The organism is Massilia sp. Masssp93 (genome assembly GCF_059491295.1).
In genome coordinates, this window is sequence record NZ_CP168502.1 from 3,561,254 (window position 1) to 3,574,307 (window position 13,054).

Annotated in this window: 16 protein-coding genes; 7 read left to right on the forward strand and 9 right to left on the reverse strand. The window is 65.8% G+C overall.

All coding sequences use genetic code 11. From position 1 onward, the window contains the following. Positions 1-154: 154 nt before the first annotated feature. Both ACEN9Q_RS14370 and ACEN9Q_RS14375 read left to right on the forward strand, forming a co-directional pair. Complete coding sequence (locus ACEN9Q_RS14370; RefSeq protein WP_495625053.1) at positions 155-496, forward strand: YciI family protein; 342 nt, start codon at positions 155-157, stop codon at positions 494-496. Between the two features lie 76 nt (positions 497-572). Continuing rightward, entirely contained in the window at positions 573-839 is a 267-nt protein-coding gene (locus ACEN9Q_RS14375) for a hypothetical protein (RefSeq protein WP_495625054.1), read from the forward strand. Positions 840-941: 102 nt separating this feature from the next. Here ACEN9Q_RS14375 and ACEN9Q_RS14380 read toward each other — a convergent pair whose 3' ends face one another. The 7 genes from ACEN9Q_RS14380 to ACEN9Q_RS14410 form a co-directional block, all read right to left on the reverse strand. After that, the gene (locus tag ACEN9Q_RS14380; protein WP_495625055.1) at positions 942-1,610 is read right to left on the reverse strand and encodes an amino acid ABC transporter permease; all 669 of its coding nucleotides are present in this window, start codon (positions 1,608-1,610) and stop codon (positions 942-944) included. Between the two features lie 7 nt (positions 1,611-1,617). Beyond that, positions 1,618-2,430 (reverse strand): transporter substrate-binding domain-containing protein, encoded by an 813-nt coding sequence (locus ACEN9Q_RS14385; RefSeq protein WP_495625056.1) that lies wholly within the window; start codon positions 2,428-2,430, stop codon positions 1,618-1,620. A gap of 83 nt (positions 2,431-2,513) precedes the next feature. Continuing rightward, on the reverse strand, positions 2,514-2,945 hold the full coding sequence (locus ACEN9Q_RS14390; RefSeq protein WP_495625057.1) for a hypothetical protein: 432 nt from the start codon (positions 2,943-2,945) through the stop codon (positions 2,514-2,516). Positions 2,946-3,015: 70 nt separating this feature from the next. Next, entirely contained in the window at positions 3,016-3,474 is a 459-nt protein-coding gene (locus ACEN9Q_RS14395; protein WP_495625058.1) for a metallophosphoesterase family protein, read from the reverse strand. A gap of 5 nt (positions 3,475-3,479) precedes the next feature. Next, positions 3,480-3,755, reverse strand: coding sequence for a DUF378 domain-containing protein (locus tag ACEN9Q_RS14400; protein ID WP_495625059.1), 276 nt, complete (start codon positions 3,753-3,755; stop codon positions 3,480-3,482). Positions 3,756-3,866: 111 nt separating this feature from the next. After that, positions 3,867-4,529: a YcbK family protein gene (locus tag ACEN9Q_RS14405; RefSeq protein WP_495625060.1), complete on the reverse strand. Its 663-nt coding sequence runs from the start codon at positions 4,527-4,529 to the stop codon at positions 3,867-3,869. A 105-nt stretch (positions 4,530-4,634) separates the two neighbouring features. Next, a complete protein-coding gene (locus tag ACEN9Q_RS14410; RefSeq protein ID WP_056435772.1) occupies positions 4,635-5,162 on the reverse strand; it encodes a GNAT family N-acetyltransferase in 528 nt (175 codons plus the stop codon). A 228-nt stretch (positions 5,163-5,390) separates the two neighbouring features. Between ACEN9Q_RS14410 and ACEN9Q_RS14415 the strand changes: the two genes are divergently transcribed. From ACEN9Q_RS14415 to ACEN9Q_RS14425, 3 genes are all read left to right on the forward strand, one after another. Then, positions 5,391-6,407, forward strand: coding sequence for a sulfate ABC transporter substrate-binding protein (locus ACEN9Q_RS14415; protein ID WP_056435775.1), 1,017 nt, complete (start codon positions 5,391-5,393; stop codon positions 6,405-6,407). A gap of 236 nt (positions 6,408-6,643) precedes the next feature. Further along, positions 6,644-7,573, forward strand: coding sequence for a serine hydrolase (locus ACEN9Q_RS14420; protein ID WP_056435778.1), 930 nt, complete (start codon positions 6,644-6,646; stop codon positions 7,571-7,573). A gap of 101 nt (positions 7,574-7,674) precedes the next feature. Beyond that, on the forward strand, positions 7,675-8,202 hold the full coding sequence (locus ACEN9Q_RS14425) for a DUF2939 domain-containing protein (protein WP_495625061.1): 528 nt from the start codon (positions 7,675-7,677) through the stop codon (positions 8,200-8,202). A gap of 6 nt (positions 8,203-8,208) precedes the next feature. On the opposite strand, the gene motA is transcribed toward ACEN9Q_RS14425, so the two are convergent. After that, entirely contained in the window at positions 8,209-9,069 is an 861-nt protein-coding gene (gene motA, locus ACEN9Q_RS14430; RefSeq protein WP_495625062.1) for a flagellar motor stator protein MotA, read from the reverse strand. 211 nt (positions 9,070-9,280) lie between these two features. Here motA and ACEN9Q_RS14435 point away from each other — a divergent pair, with 211 nt between their 5' ends. After that, positions 9,281-10,795 carry an ATPase domain-containing protein gene (locus ACEN9Q_RS14435; RefSeq protein ID WP_056435797.1) on the forward strand — a complete coding sequence of 505 codons (1,515 nt, stop codon included), beginning with the start codon at positions 9,281-9,283 and terminating at the stop codon, positions 10,793-10,795. After that, positions 10,782-12,458: an ATP-binding protein gene (locus ACEN9Q_RS14440; RefSeq protein ID WP_495625063.1), complete on the forward strand. Its 1,677-nt coding sequence runs from the start codon at positions 10,782-10,784 to the stop codon at positions 12,456-12,458. Before ACEN9Q_RS14435 ends, ACEN9Q_RS14440 begins: the two co-directional genes overlap by 14 nt. On the opposite strand, the gene ACEN9Q_RS14445 is transcribed toward ACEN9Q_RS14440, so the two are convergent. Then, entirely contained in the window at positions 12,445-12,993 is a 549-nt protein-coding gene (locus tag ACEN9Q_RS14445) for a DUF488 domain-containing protein (protein WP_495625064.1), read from the reverse strand. The genes ACEN9Q_RS14440 and ACEN9Q_RS14445 overlap by 14 nt on opposite strands. Positions 12,994-13,054: the final 61 nt, after the last annotated feature.

Here is a 13,054-nt window from a genome sequence, read left to right on the forward strand (position 1 = left end):
TTTCACAGGATTGCCGCCGGTCCCGATCCGCTCGCGGATCGAGATGCGATTGACGGCGGCATCCGATCGCCGCTTTGGGGCGAGAACTACCGTACACTGAACGCCCTGGCCCGGCCGGCAAAGGTTGCGGGGCCCCCATCTCGAGCATCGCATCATGACGAAATTTCTTATCTCCTTCCCCGCGAGTGCGATGGATGTGCCTGCCGAGGACATGCCGGCCGTCGGCGATGCGGCGCGTGCAGTGATCCGCGAGGCAAAGGCCGCCGGGGTCTATGTGTTTGGCGGCGGCATCAACGACGAAGTCGAACCGGTCATGGTTGCGGCGGACGGGCGCTGCACGACCGGGACCTACCGCCAGACCAGAGAGTTCGACGGGGGCTTTTGTGTGCTCGAGCTTCCGTCCCGGGCGGTTGCCGTTGAATGGGCGGCCAGGATCGCTGCGGCCTGCCGCTGTGCACAAGAACTCCGCGAGTTCTACTACGACCCTGAAAGCTGACCTGGCGCCGGCCCGTTATTCGATATGCGGTCCCGATGTTCCTTTTTAGTCCAGTTAAATAACACAAGAGCAGACAATGAAAAAGACCGACCTGGCCAAGAGCGATGCAAAGAAATTGATGAACCAGATGGGTGCGAAGGGCGCCGCCTTCGGCGCAACGGCCGCCGCCGCCGCGCCTGACCGGCGCCAGCAGCGTGAGCGTGACCGCGCGCTGGGACTGGTGCCGTTTGCCGTGAAGCTCAACGGCGACCTGGTGAAGCAATTGCAGGCGCTGAGCAAGGAGCGCGGCGTCGAGTTGGGCGAGTTGGTGGCGGAGTTGCTGCAAAAAGGCCTGGCCGTTTGAACGCATGAGGTAAGACTTCGCGAACGGCCGGCAGGACGTCCGGAACCCGCGCGTCCTCTGCCCCGCGCGTACCGTCTCATCGCCAACGCCTACACCGCCTTTTCAGCGATGCGCGCGGTTGAAATGGCGCTCGGCGCGGCGCTGCACGGCCTCGAAGAACAGGCTCAGCAGCCAGTACACGGCGGCCGCCGCCGCGTACAGCGGCAACGGCTTGAACGTCACCGAGATCAGTTCCTTGGTCACGAGCATCAGTTCGCTGACGGTAATGACGGACACGAGCGCCGTGTCCTTGATCAGGCTGATCAGCGTATTGCTCATCGCCGGCACGGCCATGCGCAGCGCCTGCGGCAGGATCACGAGGGCCAGCGTCTGCGGATAGGTCAGCCCGAGGCTGAAGCCGGCATTCCACTGCCCCTGTCCGACGCCGAGAATGGCCCCACGCAAGCTCTCGGACAGGTACGCGCCCGCATTCAGCGACAGCGCCAGGATGCCGGCCGTGACGGGCGTGAATTCGATGCCGATGCCTGGCAGGCCGTAATAGATGACGAACAACTGCACCAGCAGTGGCGTGCCGCGGAACGCGCTCACGTACAGCGCGGCCGGCCAGCGCAGGGGCGCCCAGGGCGCGACGCGCAGCACGGCCGTGGGAAAGCCCAGCACGAGTCCGCCCACCATCGATGCCAGCGCGAATGCGAGCGTGGTGCCGGCGCCCTTCGCCATCACGGGCGCCGCTTCGCGCAGCAGCTCGACGAGTTCGGTCAGCGCGGCCATGACGCCGTCATGGCGCGTGGGTAGCGTCGGTGCCGAACCACTTGACCGACACCTGCTTCAGGCTGCCGTCGGCACGTGCCTCGTCCAGGGCCTTGTCGATGGCCGCGTGGAATTTCGGATTACCCTTGCGGAAGGCGATGCCCATGCGCTCGACCTGGCCCACGCGCGCGCCGGCGCGGATCGGCAGCTGCGAGTTCTTCAGCAGGTATGCGACCATCAGGCTGTCGTTGAGGGCGGCGTCGATGCGGCCGAACGCGAGGTCCTGCAGGTTTTCCGGCGCGGCCGGATAACTCTTGACTTCGATGCCCGGCACGGCGCGGACCTGCTGCTCGAACACGCTGCCCTGCCCCACGCCGACCGTCCGTCCCTTGAGGTCAGCCAGGCTCTTGTACGCGGCGCCTTCGTTGCGCCGCACGATCAGCTGCGGCGTGGAATAGGTATAAGGCTGGGAGAAATCGAACGCCTGCAGGCGCCGCGGCGTGATGCCCACCTGGCTGACGATGACGTCGTACTTGCGGGCGCCGAGGCCCGCGAGGATCGCCGCCCATTCGGTCGTGACGAATTCCGGCTTCACGCCCAGGCGGGCGCAGACGAGTTTCGCGACGTCGACGTCGTAGCCGGCCAACTGGCCCGTCTTCCCATCCTTGAAATTGAATGGGGGATATGTGCCTTCCAGTGCGATGCGGAGCTGGCCGCGCGCCTTGACGGTGTCGAGCAGGTCGGCCGCGCGGGCCGACGCGGACACGGCCGCGAGACCCAGGGTCAGCGCCGCGGCGGACAGCAGCGCGCGCCGCGTGGTATTCGGGAATCCAGTGTGCATCGGCTCAGCTCTTCGTTCGGGACAGTGCTGATTTAACACCGAATCATGACTATGCGCAAAGGAAATATTGTCGTAAATATATGCTAAAAGTTTCTACGAGCGTGTTTGCCGAAATTGTGGCCCGTGACGATCAGCGAGTGCTCGACGAGCGTGGACAGGCCCAGCAGCAACTGCACGAGCTTGTCGTCCGGCAGCACCCAGATGGTGCCGGCGGGCTGTTCGGCGCCCGTCGCGGCCATGATGAGGGGCGCGATCCAGCCCGCGTCCGGCTCAACGTCGAGGATCACGGCATCCGCCGTCGTCTGCATATAGACGTCGCCGCCGGGCGCGAGGCGGAAACGCACGCCGACGCCTGTTTCCTGCGGTTTGACGAGCTCCTGCATGGTGCGGTTGTGCTCGTCGATCCACAGCTCGACGTCTTGCGGCGTCTCCAGCGGCGTCCACGGGACGGGGCGGAAACGGGGACGTTCGGCGCTGTCGGCCGCGCGGTCGTTGGTGTTCTGGTCAGACGTCATGGATGGGATCGATCAAGCTTGAGGACGGCGCGTATGCTACGGCATTTCCGGCGCCGCGGCCAGAACGCGCTTACGGGACGAGCGTCACGAGCCGCGCACGGACGGCGTCGCCGTCAATGAAGAGCTCGGCGGCCGCGATCGGCAGCGTGAAGCGGCGGCGCCCGGCGCTGCCCGGATTCACGTACAGCACGCCGTCCCGTTCGACGCATGCGGGCCGGTGCGAGTGGCCGGACACGACGATCCGCACGCCGGCCGCGCGCGGGTCGATGGCGAGCAGCTTGAGGTCGTGGATCGCATACAGCGCCACCGGCCCGAAGTCGACGCGGGCCGTCTCCGGGATCGCATGCGCCCACGGCGCCGTGTCGTTGTTGCCGCGCACTACCGTCAGCGGCGCGATGGCCGCCAGGCGCTCGAGGATCGCGGGACTGCCGATGTCGCCGCCGTGGATGATGTGGTCGGCCCCGTCGATGAAATCGAGCGCCTCGAGGCGCAGCAGGCCGTGCGTGTCGGAAATGAGGCCGACGCGCATGAGGCTCAATGCCTGTGGCGACCCATCTTGACCGCGGTATAGATCGAATACAGGGCCGCGAGGCCGACGATGACGTACACGACGCGGCTGGCCGGGCTGCCCGGACCGAACAGCGTGGCGACGACGTCGACGTCGAGCAGGCCGACCATCGCCCAGTTCAGGCCGCCGATAATCAGGAGCACCATCGCGGTGTAATCGAGCGCGGACAGCGCCGTCGCGCCCTCGCGCACGGCGGCGCGCCGTTCGGGCAGGTGCCGGCGTTCCATCGTGGGTGCATTCATGGTTGCCATCATGTCCTCCTTCGTGAAAAGGTTGGTGTGCTCACGATAGCAAAAACGCGGGAATGCGCGCGCCGCCTATCCGCCCGGGAATCCGGCGGCGCCAGAGCGTGCTCAGCCCTTCCAGGTACGGTTGAGGCCCGTGTCCGTATGAATCCAGCCGCCTTTCGGGCCGCCGCGGTAATAGAAACCGACGCCGCCCTTGCGGAAGCTCTTCACGAGCCCGCCCAGCACTTCCTCGGTGAGGCCGGCGATGCGGACGTCGGCCGCCTTGCCGGACATGTGCAGCGACTGGCGCGCGGCCGGCACGCCCTGCTCGATCAAGCGGTTGTTGGACGCGGGCGTGCGGTAGCCGGACAGGATCTCCAGCGGCCGGTCGAGGCCGTAACGCGCGACGAACGCCTGCGAGGCCCACAGCGTCTCGATCAGCTTCGGGTCGATGGCAATCGACGCCTTGCCGTTGACGTCGCGCAACAGATGGCACAATTCCTGGTAGGCCGAGTCGATCACCTCGCCATCCTTCCAGTACATGACGCTGGCGCGTTCGCCGCTGGCCGGACGGACCACGGACAGCGTACGCGGCTTGACCCAGAAGTCGATGTCGAGGAGCTGGGCATCGAACAGGTCCGGGGGCGGTTCCAGGTCCGTGCCGGGGGCGTCAAGCTGGTCGCGGCCGGACGCGGCGCGGGCCGCATGGGCGTCGATGGCCGGGACGGCGACGAGCCCCAGTGCGGTCAGGCGCAAGCCTTGGTGAAGAAAATCTCTGCGGGAAGCCATAACGAACTCATCATTGCAACCCGCCTACTATAGCGCAAGCGCACGCGGGAAAAAAGATGAGTTCACGTTATGTAATGTTAAACAACGATCGAAGCATGACGCAGCTCATTGGCTGCAATTGCAAAAACGCTTGCGCGCCGGCACCGTTTCGGCGTCGAGGTGCTTCCACAGGAAGTCACATTCGAGGCCATAGCAGGCCTTGTCCTTGCCCGCGTTGACATAGCCGAGGCGCTCGAAGAAGCCGCTGGCCGAGCCGGGGCTCTGCATGTACACCTTGCTGATGTTCCAGGCGCGCGCCTGCGCTTCCAGCGCGACCAGCAGCGCCCGCCCGACGCCGTTGCGCAACAGGTCCGGCCGGACATAGCACAGGGGCACCTTGCCGGCCTGGTTCAGCAATGCGAACCCGACCACGTCACGCGCACCGGCCGCGCCGCCCTCCGCCACAAGGGCGAAATTGCTGGACGACGACAGCCAGCCGAGCACGTTCTGGGTCGTCTTGTTGCCGAGCCATGCCTGCAATATCTCGGGACGGCCGCCGTGGTCGAGCACGCAGCCCTCCTCGATCGAACGGCGCAGCAGCTCGCAGACCGCCGGCGCGTCATCGGGTGTTGCGTGGCGAATTTCGATACCCATTGTTTTTCAGCATCAACCTGGAACGAACGATGATTCAGCGGACCGGAAGCCGGCCCGAACAGCAAAGGCCGGACTATAACCCAAACGCGATTTACCTGCTTTGCGCTGGCTCCAAACGTATGCATGCTTCATACGGCGTCTAAGCATATGATAAAAATGTACTTTTGTTTTGCTATTTTTTAACGGATCATCCATCACCCCAAGAGAGTCTTTACAAGGAAAAACAATATGGCGATCCCATCCGTTTCCTCGCTGCGCCGCGCATTGCTGGCGCTGGCACTCGGCAGTGCCGTGCTGCCGTTCACCGCCCAGGCCGCCGACGTCGAACTGCTGAACGTGTCGTACGACGTGGCACGCGAGTTGTACAAGGACATCAATCCCGCCTTCGTCGCCGAGTGGAAAAAGACGACCGGCGCAAACATCACGATCAAGCAATCGCACGGCGGCTCCAGCAAACAGGCGCGCGCCGTCGCCGACGGCCTGGAAGCGTCCGTCGTCACGATGAACCAGGCCAACGACATCGACATGCTGGCCGACCGCGGCCTCGTCGCGAAGGACTGGGCGAAGAAATTCCCGGACAATGCCGCGCCCTACTACTCGACCATGGTGTTCCTGGTCCGCAAGGGCAATCCCAAGGGCATCCACGACTGGGCCGACCTGGCCAAGCCGGGCGTGAAAGTCGTCATCCCGAATCCCAAGACCGCCGGCAACGGCCGCTATACCTACCTGGCCGCATGGGGCTCCGTGATCAAGAAGGGCGGCAACGAAGCGCAGGCGCGCGATCTCGTCGGCAAGATCTTCAGGAACGTGCCCGTGCTGGATGCCGGCGGCCGCGCCGCCACCACCACGTTCACGCAACGCCAGATCGGCGACGCGCTCGTCACGTTCGAGAACGAGGTGAACCTCGTCCGCGCCGAATTCGGCAACGACTTCGAAGTCGTGTACCCGTCGATCTCCGTGCTGGCCGAGTCGCCCGTGGCCGTCGTCGACAAGGTCGTCGACCGCAAGGGCATCCGCAAGGAGGCCACGGCCTACCTCAACTTCCTGTACTCGGAAACGGGCCAGGCCATCGGCGCGAAGCATTATCTGCGCGTGCGCAACGAAAAAGTCATGAAGCAGTTCGCCGCGAACTACAAGCCGATCAAGTTGTTCACCGTGGATGAGGTGTTCGGCGGATGGCGTGCCGCGCAGAAACGACATTTCGACGATGGTGGTGAATTCGACAAAATCTACCAGTCAAAATAAGACACATTAGAAAATTCCGTTCAAAAAGAAGGCCCTGCGGCAACGCGGGGCTTTTTTTTCTTGTAGAATCTTTCCGTTGGACTCGATATTTCACTAAGGGACATGGACATATGTCAATCTTTAGTGCTATCTTCCAACTTTATTTGTTGCTGTATAGCTAGACGCTATCTGCCAACCCGACGCTGATGTTCCGTCGCCGTCCGGCGCCCGACCATTAACCGTACAAGACACCATCCATGATCAAAAAATTTCTCGCTGCCGTAGTGATGACGATCTCCAGCGCAGCGGCCCTCGCCGTGCCGTTCGGATCGCAATCCGTGCTCGTCGTCGAAGACGACACCGGCAAAGTGCTGTTCGAAAAGAACGCCGGTACCGTCGCGCCGATCGCTTCGCTGACCAAGCTCATGACCGCCATGGTCGTGCTCGATGCCCACCAGGACATGAACGAGCCGATCGAGATCGAGAAGGAAGACGTCGACATGCTGAAGCACAGCTCGTCGCGCGTCCCCGTCGGCGCGACCATTCCGCGCCGCGACGTGCTGCAGCTGGCGCTGATGTCCTCGGACAACCGCGCCGCCGCCGCCCTGGCGCGCACCTACCCGGGCGGCATCGAGGCCTTCCACGGCGCGGTCAATCGCAAGATCGCGGCGCTGGGCATGACCCAGACGGTCCTCGAGGAGCCGACCGGCCTGAGCCCGCACAACCGTTCGACGGCCGCCGACCTCGTCAAGATGGCCACGGCCGCCTCGAACTATCCGGAAATCACCCGCATCACGACGTCGCCCAAGGACTTGATCAACATCAAGGGCCGTGAAGTCGAGTACCACAACACGAACCGCCTCGTCGGCGCGAAGGGCTGGGACATCGGCCTGTCGAAGACCGGCTACACGCAGGAAGCGGGCCGCTGCCTGATCATGCGCATCAAGGCCGCCGGCAAGAACGCGACCATGGTGCTGCTGAATGCGGGCGCCTCGTCCGTGCGCTTCCTGGATGCCCTGAACATCCGCCGTCACGTGCTGGGCGACGCCGGCCCCGTGTCGACGAGCGCCGAATCCCCGCGCGTGCGCGCTTCCGCCGGCGGCCCGCGCATCCGCGCGTCGGTCGGCGGCAGCACCCGCCACGGCCGCAGGCACGTGACGGTGACGCGGCATCGCCGGCATCACTGAGCCAGGCGGCTGACGGAGCATGCGAGGCCGGGACGGGCAACCGTTCCGGCCTCGTCGTTTGTGTCCGCTATCATGGCGCTTTTCCAGAAAGCAAAGATTTCATGATGAACCGCACCCGAGCCCTCGCCGCCGGCGCCCTCCTCGTCGTCCTCGCCACCAGCGCCGCCAGCCCGTGGTGGACGCTGCACCGCCTGCAGTCAGCCGTCGCCCGCCGCGATGCCGAGGCCGTGTCCGCGCAAGTCGACTTTCCCGCCCTGCGCGCCAGCGTGAAAGGCCAGTTGCTCGCCGCGATGGGCCGGGATGCCGGGGAGGTTAAGGACGCCAATCCGTTTGCCACGATCGGCTCGGCGTTCGCGCTGGCCCTCGTCAATCCCGTCATCGACGCGGTCGTGTCGCCGGCCGGCGTCGGCGCCATGGTCGAACATGGCCGGATCGAGATCGCGCAGCCGCAGCGGTCCCCGGAAGCCGCCGCCACCGAACCGGTGCGCGAGACGCCGCGCTATCGGCTGGCCTACCGCGGCTTGAATCGCTTTGCCGTCACCGCGCAGGACGGCGGCAGCTTCGTCTTCCGCCGCGCCGGCCTGTGGAGCTGGAAACTGGCCGGCATCGAGATGGCGCCGCGCCGCTGACGCCGGTCAGCGCGACTTCAGCTGCCGCACATGGCCTTCCAGCTGGGCGAAGGTCGGGCGCTCGGTGGCCGAGATGACCTTGCGGCCGAATTCCACGGCGATCGCGGGCGCATAGCCGTTCATCGACGCCAGCAGCGTCACCTTCACGCACTGCAGCGCCTTGGCGGCTTCCTGGTGGCGCCGGTGCAGCAGGCTCGCGAGCGGCGCGACGAGGCCGTACGACAACAGGATGCCGAGGAAGGTGCCGACGAGCGCGGCCGCGATCAGCGCGCCCAGCTCGGCCGGCGGACGGCCGATGGCGCCCATCGTGTGCACGACGCCCATCACGGCCGCCACGATGCCGAACGCGGGCATGCCGTCCGCCAGTTTGTGGATGGCCTGCACGGGAATGTCGGCGTCTTCCTGGTACGTCTCGATCTCGTTGTCCATCAGGTTTTCCAGCTGGTAGCCGTTCATCGTCCCGGATACCATCAGGCGCAGGTAGTCCGTGATGAATTCCAGCAGATGGTCGTCGAGCAGGATGGCGCGGTATTTCGTGAAGATCGCGCTTTCGTAGGGCGCGTCGATCTCGTTCTCGAGCGCCATCAACCCTTCGCGGCGGACCTTCGTCAACAGGTCGAACATGAGCGCCATCAACGACATGTACAGCTCGCGCGTGTAACGCGAGCCGTGGAACAGCATCGGCAGGCTCCGCCACGTGAGACCGATGGCCTTGCGGTCGTTGGCGATGACGAACGCGCCCAGCGCGCCGCCGAAGATCATCAGCAGTTCGTAAGGCTGGAACAACGCGGCCAGGTGTCCGTCCTGCAGCACGAAACCGCCGAACACGGCCAGCAGCACGATCACGAAACCCACGACAATCAGCATGATACCGCTCCGATAACTTTTTCCAGATCGCAACTTTAACATTGTTGCTGCGGGGAAAGCAAAGCCGGGCGCAAAAGTCGGGCCGAATCGTGTGCATTCCTTGTTCGCGCCGGCGGCCGGCGGGTTGGTCTTATAATCGAACTGTCGTGTCAATTGCGACCGTCATCGCGCCCGGCCGGGCGCGCTCTACCGCCTTTTTCGGATGTCCCGTATGCTTGAACCGTCGCCCACGCCCGCAACACCGCACAAGCCCGCCCGCCGCATATCGACCGGCATTTCCGGCCTGGACGATATCCTGGGCGGCGGCCTGACGGCCGAACGGGTGTACCTGGTCGAAGGAACGCCGGGCACCGGCAAGACGACGCTCGGCATGCAGTTCCTGCTCGACGGCGCCGCCAAGGGCGAAGCCGGGCTCTACATCACGTTGTCGGAAACGGCGGACGAGTTGCGGGCCGTCGCCGACAGCCATGGCTGGTCGCTCGACAAGCTCGCCATTTTCGAGCTCGCCAGCGACGAGGCGCTCGACCCGGACACGCAGCAGTCGATCTTGCATCCCGCCGAGATCGAACTCGGCGAGACGGCGCGGGGCGTCATGGAGCAGGTCGACAAGGTCAAGCCGGCGCGGGTCGTGTTCGACAGCCTGTCCGAAATGCGCCTGCTGGCCCAGAACCCCTTGCGTTATCGCCGCCAGATCTTGGCGCTCAAGCAATTCTTTGCGTCGCGCGCCTGTACCGTGCTCATGCTCGACGACAAGACGAGCCAGTCCGACCAGCACTTGCACAGCATCGCCCACGGCGTCGTCTGCCTGGAACAACTGGCCAAGGAATTCGGCAAGGAGCGGCGCCGCGTGAACGTGATGAAAATGCGCGGCATCGCCTTCCGCGGCGGCTACCACGACTACATCCTGGACACCGGCGGCATCCGCATATTTCCCAGGCTGATCGCGGCCGAGCACAGCGCGGAGTTCCGGCCGATCACGCGCTCGACGGGTTCGCGCGGGCTCGACACCCTGCTCGGCGGCGGCCTCGTGTCCGGCACCAATACGCTGTTCGTCGGGCCGTCCGGCGTCGGCAAGACGACGGTGGTCGTGCGCTGCATGCTGTCGGCCTTGAACCGCGGCGAGCGCGCGTCCTATTACCTGTTCGACGAGGGCCTGGGCACCTTCTTTGCCCGAGCCACCGCGCTCGGGCTGGACCTGCGGCCGCACCTGGCGACGGGGCTGCTGACCGTACGCCATATCGATCCGGCAGAGCTGGCGCCGGGCCAGTTCGCCCAGATGCTGCGCGATTCCGTCGAGATCGACGGCGCCGTCTTCATCGCCATCGACAGCCTGAATGCCTATCTGCAAGCCATGCCCGGCGAACAATTCCTGATTCTCCAGATGCATGAATTGCTCGCCTACCTCAACCAGAAAGGCGTCACCACCGCGCTGATCCTGGGCGAGCACGGCATCATCGGCGAGGTCGTCCGCGACGTCGATCTCAGCTACCTGAGCGACTCGACGATGCTGCTCCGCTACTTCGAGGCGGGCGGCAAGCTGCGCCGCGCGATTACCGTGTCCAAGAGCAGGACGACGAGCCACGCGCTGACGATCCACGAACTGTTGCTCGGCGCCGGCGGCATCGAAGTCGGCGCCGCGCTGGAAGGTTTCGAGGGCGTGCTGACGGGCCTTCCGACCTATCGCGGGGCGACCCCAATGATGGTCGCAATCGATGCCAACAGCTGACCGCCGCGAACAGCGTGTCCTCATTGTCGCCCCGCACGGACGCGACGCCGAAGTCATCGCGGGCGTCGTCGCGCGCGACGGCGTCGATTGCGCGATCGTCGCCAATGCCGACGACCTCGTCGATGCGGTCGGCCAGGGCGCGGCGGCGGCCATCGTCTCCGAAGAGGCGCTGTCGCCGCATGCGTTGACGCGCATCGCGGAATGGCTGGGCAAACAGGACGCCTGGTCGGATTTTCCGTTCGTCGTCCTGCTGGCCAAGCGCTTCGGCGCGGCGCCCGCGCAGTTGAAGACGACGCTGGCCGCGCTCGGGAACGTGATCCTGCTCGAACGCCCGCTGAGCGCGGACACCCTGGCCACGGCGGCGGGTTCGGCCCTGCGGGCGCGCCGGCGCCAGTACCAGGCGCGCGAGGTGCTGGCGCAGCGCGAAACCGTCGCCGACGAGCTGGCGTCGCTGAACGCGAACCTGGAAGCGCGCGTCGACGAGCGCACCTGGGCGCTGGCGCGCGCCAACGACCGGCTCACGGCGGAGATCATGGAGCGCGAGCGCGCGCAGCAGGCCATGGCGCAGGCGCAAAAGCTCGAGTTCCTCGGCCGCTTTACCGGCGGCATCGCGCATGACTTCAACAATCTGTTGAACGTCATCCAAGGCAATATGGAACTCATCAACATGTTTTCGCGCGAAGACTCGACGCGGGCACGCGCGAAGACGGCGCAAGCCGCGTGCCGGCGCGGCGCCAAGCTCACCAGCCAGCTCCTGTCGTTTGCGCGCAACCAGTTGCTCGACCTGCGGCCGCTGGCAGTCAGGACACTGTTCGAGAACGTCGAGGAACTCGCGAAACCGATCCTGGGCGCGGGCATCGAACTCACGGTCGCGGCCGGCGACGACGTCGACGCCGTGCTCGCGGACACGAGCCAGCTGGAGATGGCGTTGCTGAACCTGGTCATCAATGCGCGCGACGCGATGGCCGGCCACGGCCGCATCGACGTGCGCGCCGCGCGCGCGCAGCCGCCCGCCGGCGTGCTGCCGGCGGGCACTTATGTGTGCGTGACGGTGTCCGACAACGGCCCCGGCATGTCGCCGGAAATCGCTGCCAAGGTCTTCGAACCGTTCTTCACGACCAAGGGCGTCGGCAAAGGCACGGGACTGGGCCTGAGCCAGGTCTACGGCATGGCCCAGCAATCGCGCGGCGGCGCCTTCATCCACAGCGCCCCGGGGAAAGGCACGACCGTGGAGGTCTGGCTGCAGGCCGCCCACGGCGACGCCGCCGGCGACGGCGCGGCCGCCATCGACCGCCAGGGCCTGGCCGGTCTCAAGGTGCTCGTGGTCGAGGACGACGGCGACGTGCGCGCGGGCATCGTCGATGCGCTGCTGGCCCTCGGGTGCAACGTGTCGCAGGCAGGCGGCGGCACGCAAGGCCTCGCCGTGCTCGCGTCCGGCGAGCCGGGACTCCTGCTGACCGATTACCTGATGCCCGACATGACGGGCGTCGAACTCGCCGTCCGCGCGCGTCAACTGTTCCCGCGCCTGCCGGTGCTGGTGGCGACGGGCTATGCCGACATGGGCGCCATCGAAAACGCGATCGGCACCCATGCCGTGCTGCGCAAGCCGTTCCAGCTCGCGGAATTGAGCGCGGCCGTCGCCCGCGTGGTCAATCCAGGCTGAGCTGCCCCTGCGCGTCCGGCTCCGGCGGATACGTGATGCGCAGGCCCTCGACGTGGGCGAACGGCGTCAGCTTGTGGGGACGGCGCTGGCGCGCATCGATGATGTCGTCGACCGGCACGCCGCGCACCAGCAACGCGTCGGCCACGAGCGAACGGTGGCACCGCCACGGCACCGCTTCCGCGCACATCAGCACGCACGATGTGGCGCGGCCCAGTTCGATGACGGCATCGACGTTGGCCGCGAATTCCTCCGTCTGCATGTAGTCGGCGTAGCCGCGGAACGATTCGTTGCGCCAGCCGGCGTTCGGCGAATCCTTGTGCGGCCGGCGCAGGCCGCCGAGGCCTTTCATGTACCGGTATTCGATGCCGGCGGCGGCCAGCGAGGCCGCGAGCTGGTCCTGGCCGAACTGCGGATTGTGGCGCGATTTCGGCACCGTGCGGATGTCGAGCAGGCAGGCGATCCCGTTCTGGCGCAAGAGGCCGATGAAGTCGGCTATCGTACGGTTCGAATGGCCGATGGTGCAGACGGGTTCCATGCGCATCCCTCGCGGTCGTTGTGCCTCCATTTTCGCATGGACGCGCGGCGCACAGCGCACC

Excerpts from the sequence above, each read along its gene's own strand:
- ACEN9Q_RS14370 (WP_495625053.1), top strand. The coding sequence starts at position 155 with ATGACGAAATTTCTTATCTCCTTCCCCGCGAGTGCGATGGATGTGCCT.
- ACEN9Q_RS14375 (WP_495625054.1), top strand. The coding sequence starts at position 573 with ATGAAAAAGACCGACCTGGCCAAGAGCGATGCAAAGAAATTGATGAAC.
- ACEN9Q_RS14380 (WP_495625055.1), bottom strand. The coding sequence starts at position 1,610 with ATGGCCGCGCTGACCGAACTCGTCGAGCTGCTGCGCGAAGCGGCGCCC.
- ACEN9Q_RS14385 (WP_495625056.1), bottom strand. The coding sequence starts at position 2,430 with ATGCACACTGGATTCCCGAATACCACGCGGCGCGCGCTGCTGTCCGCC.
- ACEN9Q_RS14390 (WP_495625057.1), bottom strand. The coding sequence starts at position 2,945 with ATGACGTCTGACCAGAACACCAACGACCGCGCGGCCGACAGCGCCGAA.
- ACEN9Q_RS14395 (WP_495625058.1), bottom strand. The coding sequence starts at position 3,474 with ATGCGCGTCGGCCTCATTTCCGACACGCACGGCCTGCTGCGCCTCGAG.
- ACEN9Q_RS14400 (WP_495625059.1), bottom strand. The coding sequence starts at position 3,755 with ATGAATGCACCCACGATGGAACGCCGGCACCTGCCCGAACGGCGCGCC.
- ACEN9Q_RS14405 (WP_495625060.1), bottom strand. The coding sequence starts at position 4,529 with ATGGCTTCCCGCAGAGATTTTCTTCACCAAGGCTTGCGCCTGACCGCA.
- ACEN9Q_RS14410 (WP_056435772.1), bottom strand. The coding sequence starts at position 5,162 with ATGGGTATCGAAATTCGCCACGCAACACCCGATGACGCGCCGGCGGTC.
- ACEN9Q_RS14415 (WP_056435775.1), top strand. The coding sequence starts at position 5,391 with ATGGCGATCCCATCCGTTTCCTCGCTGCGCCGCGCATTGCTGGCGCTG.
- ACEN9Q_RS14420 (WP_056435778.1), top strand. The coding sequence starts at position 6,644 with ATGATCAAAAAATTTCTCGCTGCCGTAGTGATGACGATCTCCAGCGCA.
- ACEN9Q_RS14425 (WP_495625061.1), top strand. The coding sequence starts at position 7,675 with ATGATGAACCGCACCCGAGCCCTCGCCGCCGGCGCCCTCCTCGTCGTC.
- motA (WP_495625062.1), bottom strand. The coding sequence starts at position 9,069 with ATGCTGATTGTCGTGGGTTTCGTGATCGTGCTGCTGGCCGTGTTCGGC.
- ACEN9Q_RS14435 (WP_056435797.1), top strand. The coding sequence starts at position 9,281 with ATGCTTGAACCGTCGCCCACGCCCGCAACACCGCACAAGCCCGCCCGC.
- ACEN9Q_RS14440 (WP_495625063.1), top strand. The coding sequence starts at position 10,782 with ATGCCAACAGCTGACCGCCGCGAACAGCGTGTCCTCATTGTCGCCCCG.
- ACEN9Q_RS14445 (WP_495625064.1), bottom strand. The coding sequence starts at position 12,993 with ATGGAACCCGTCTGCACCATCGGCCATTCGAACCGTACGATAGCCGAC.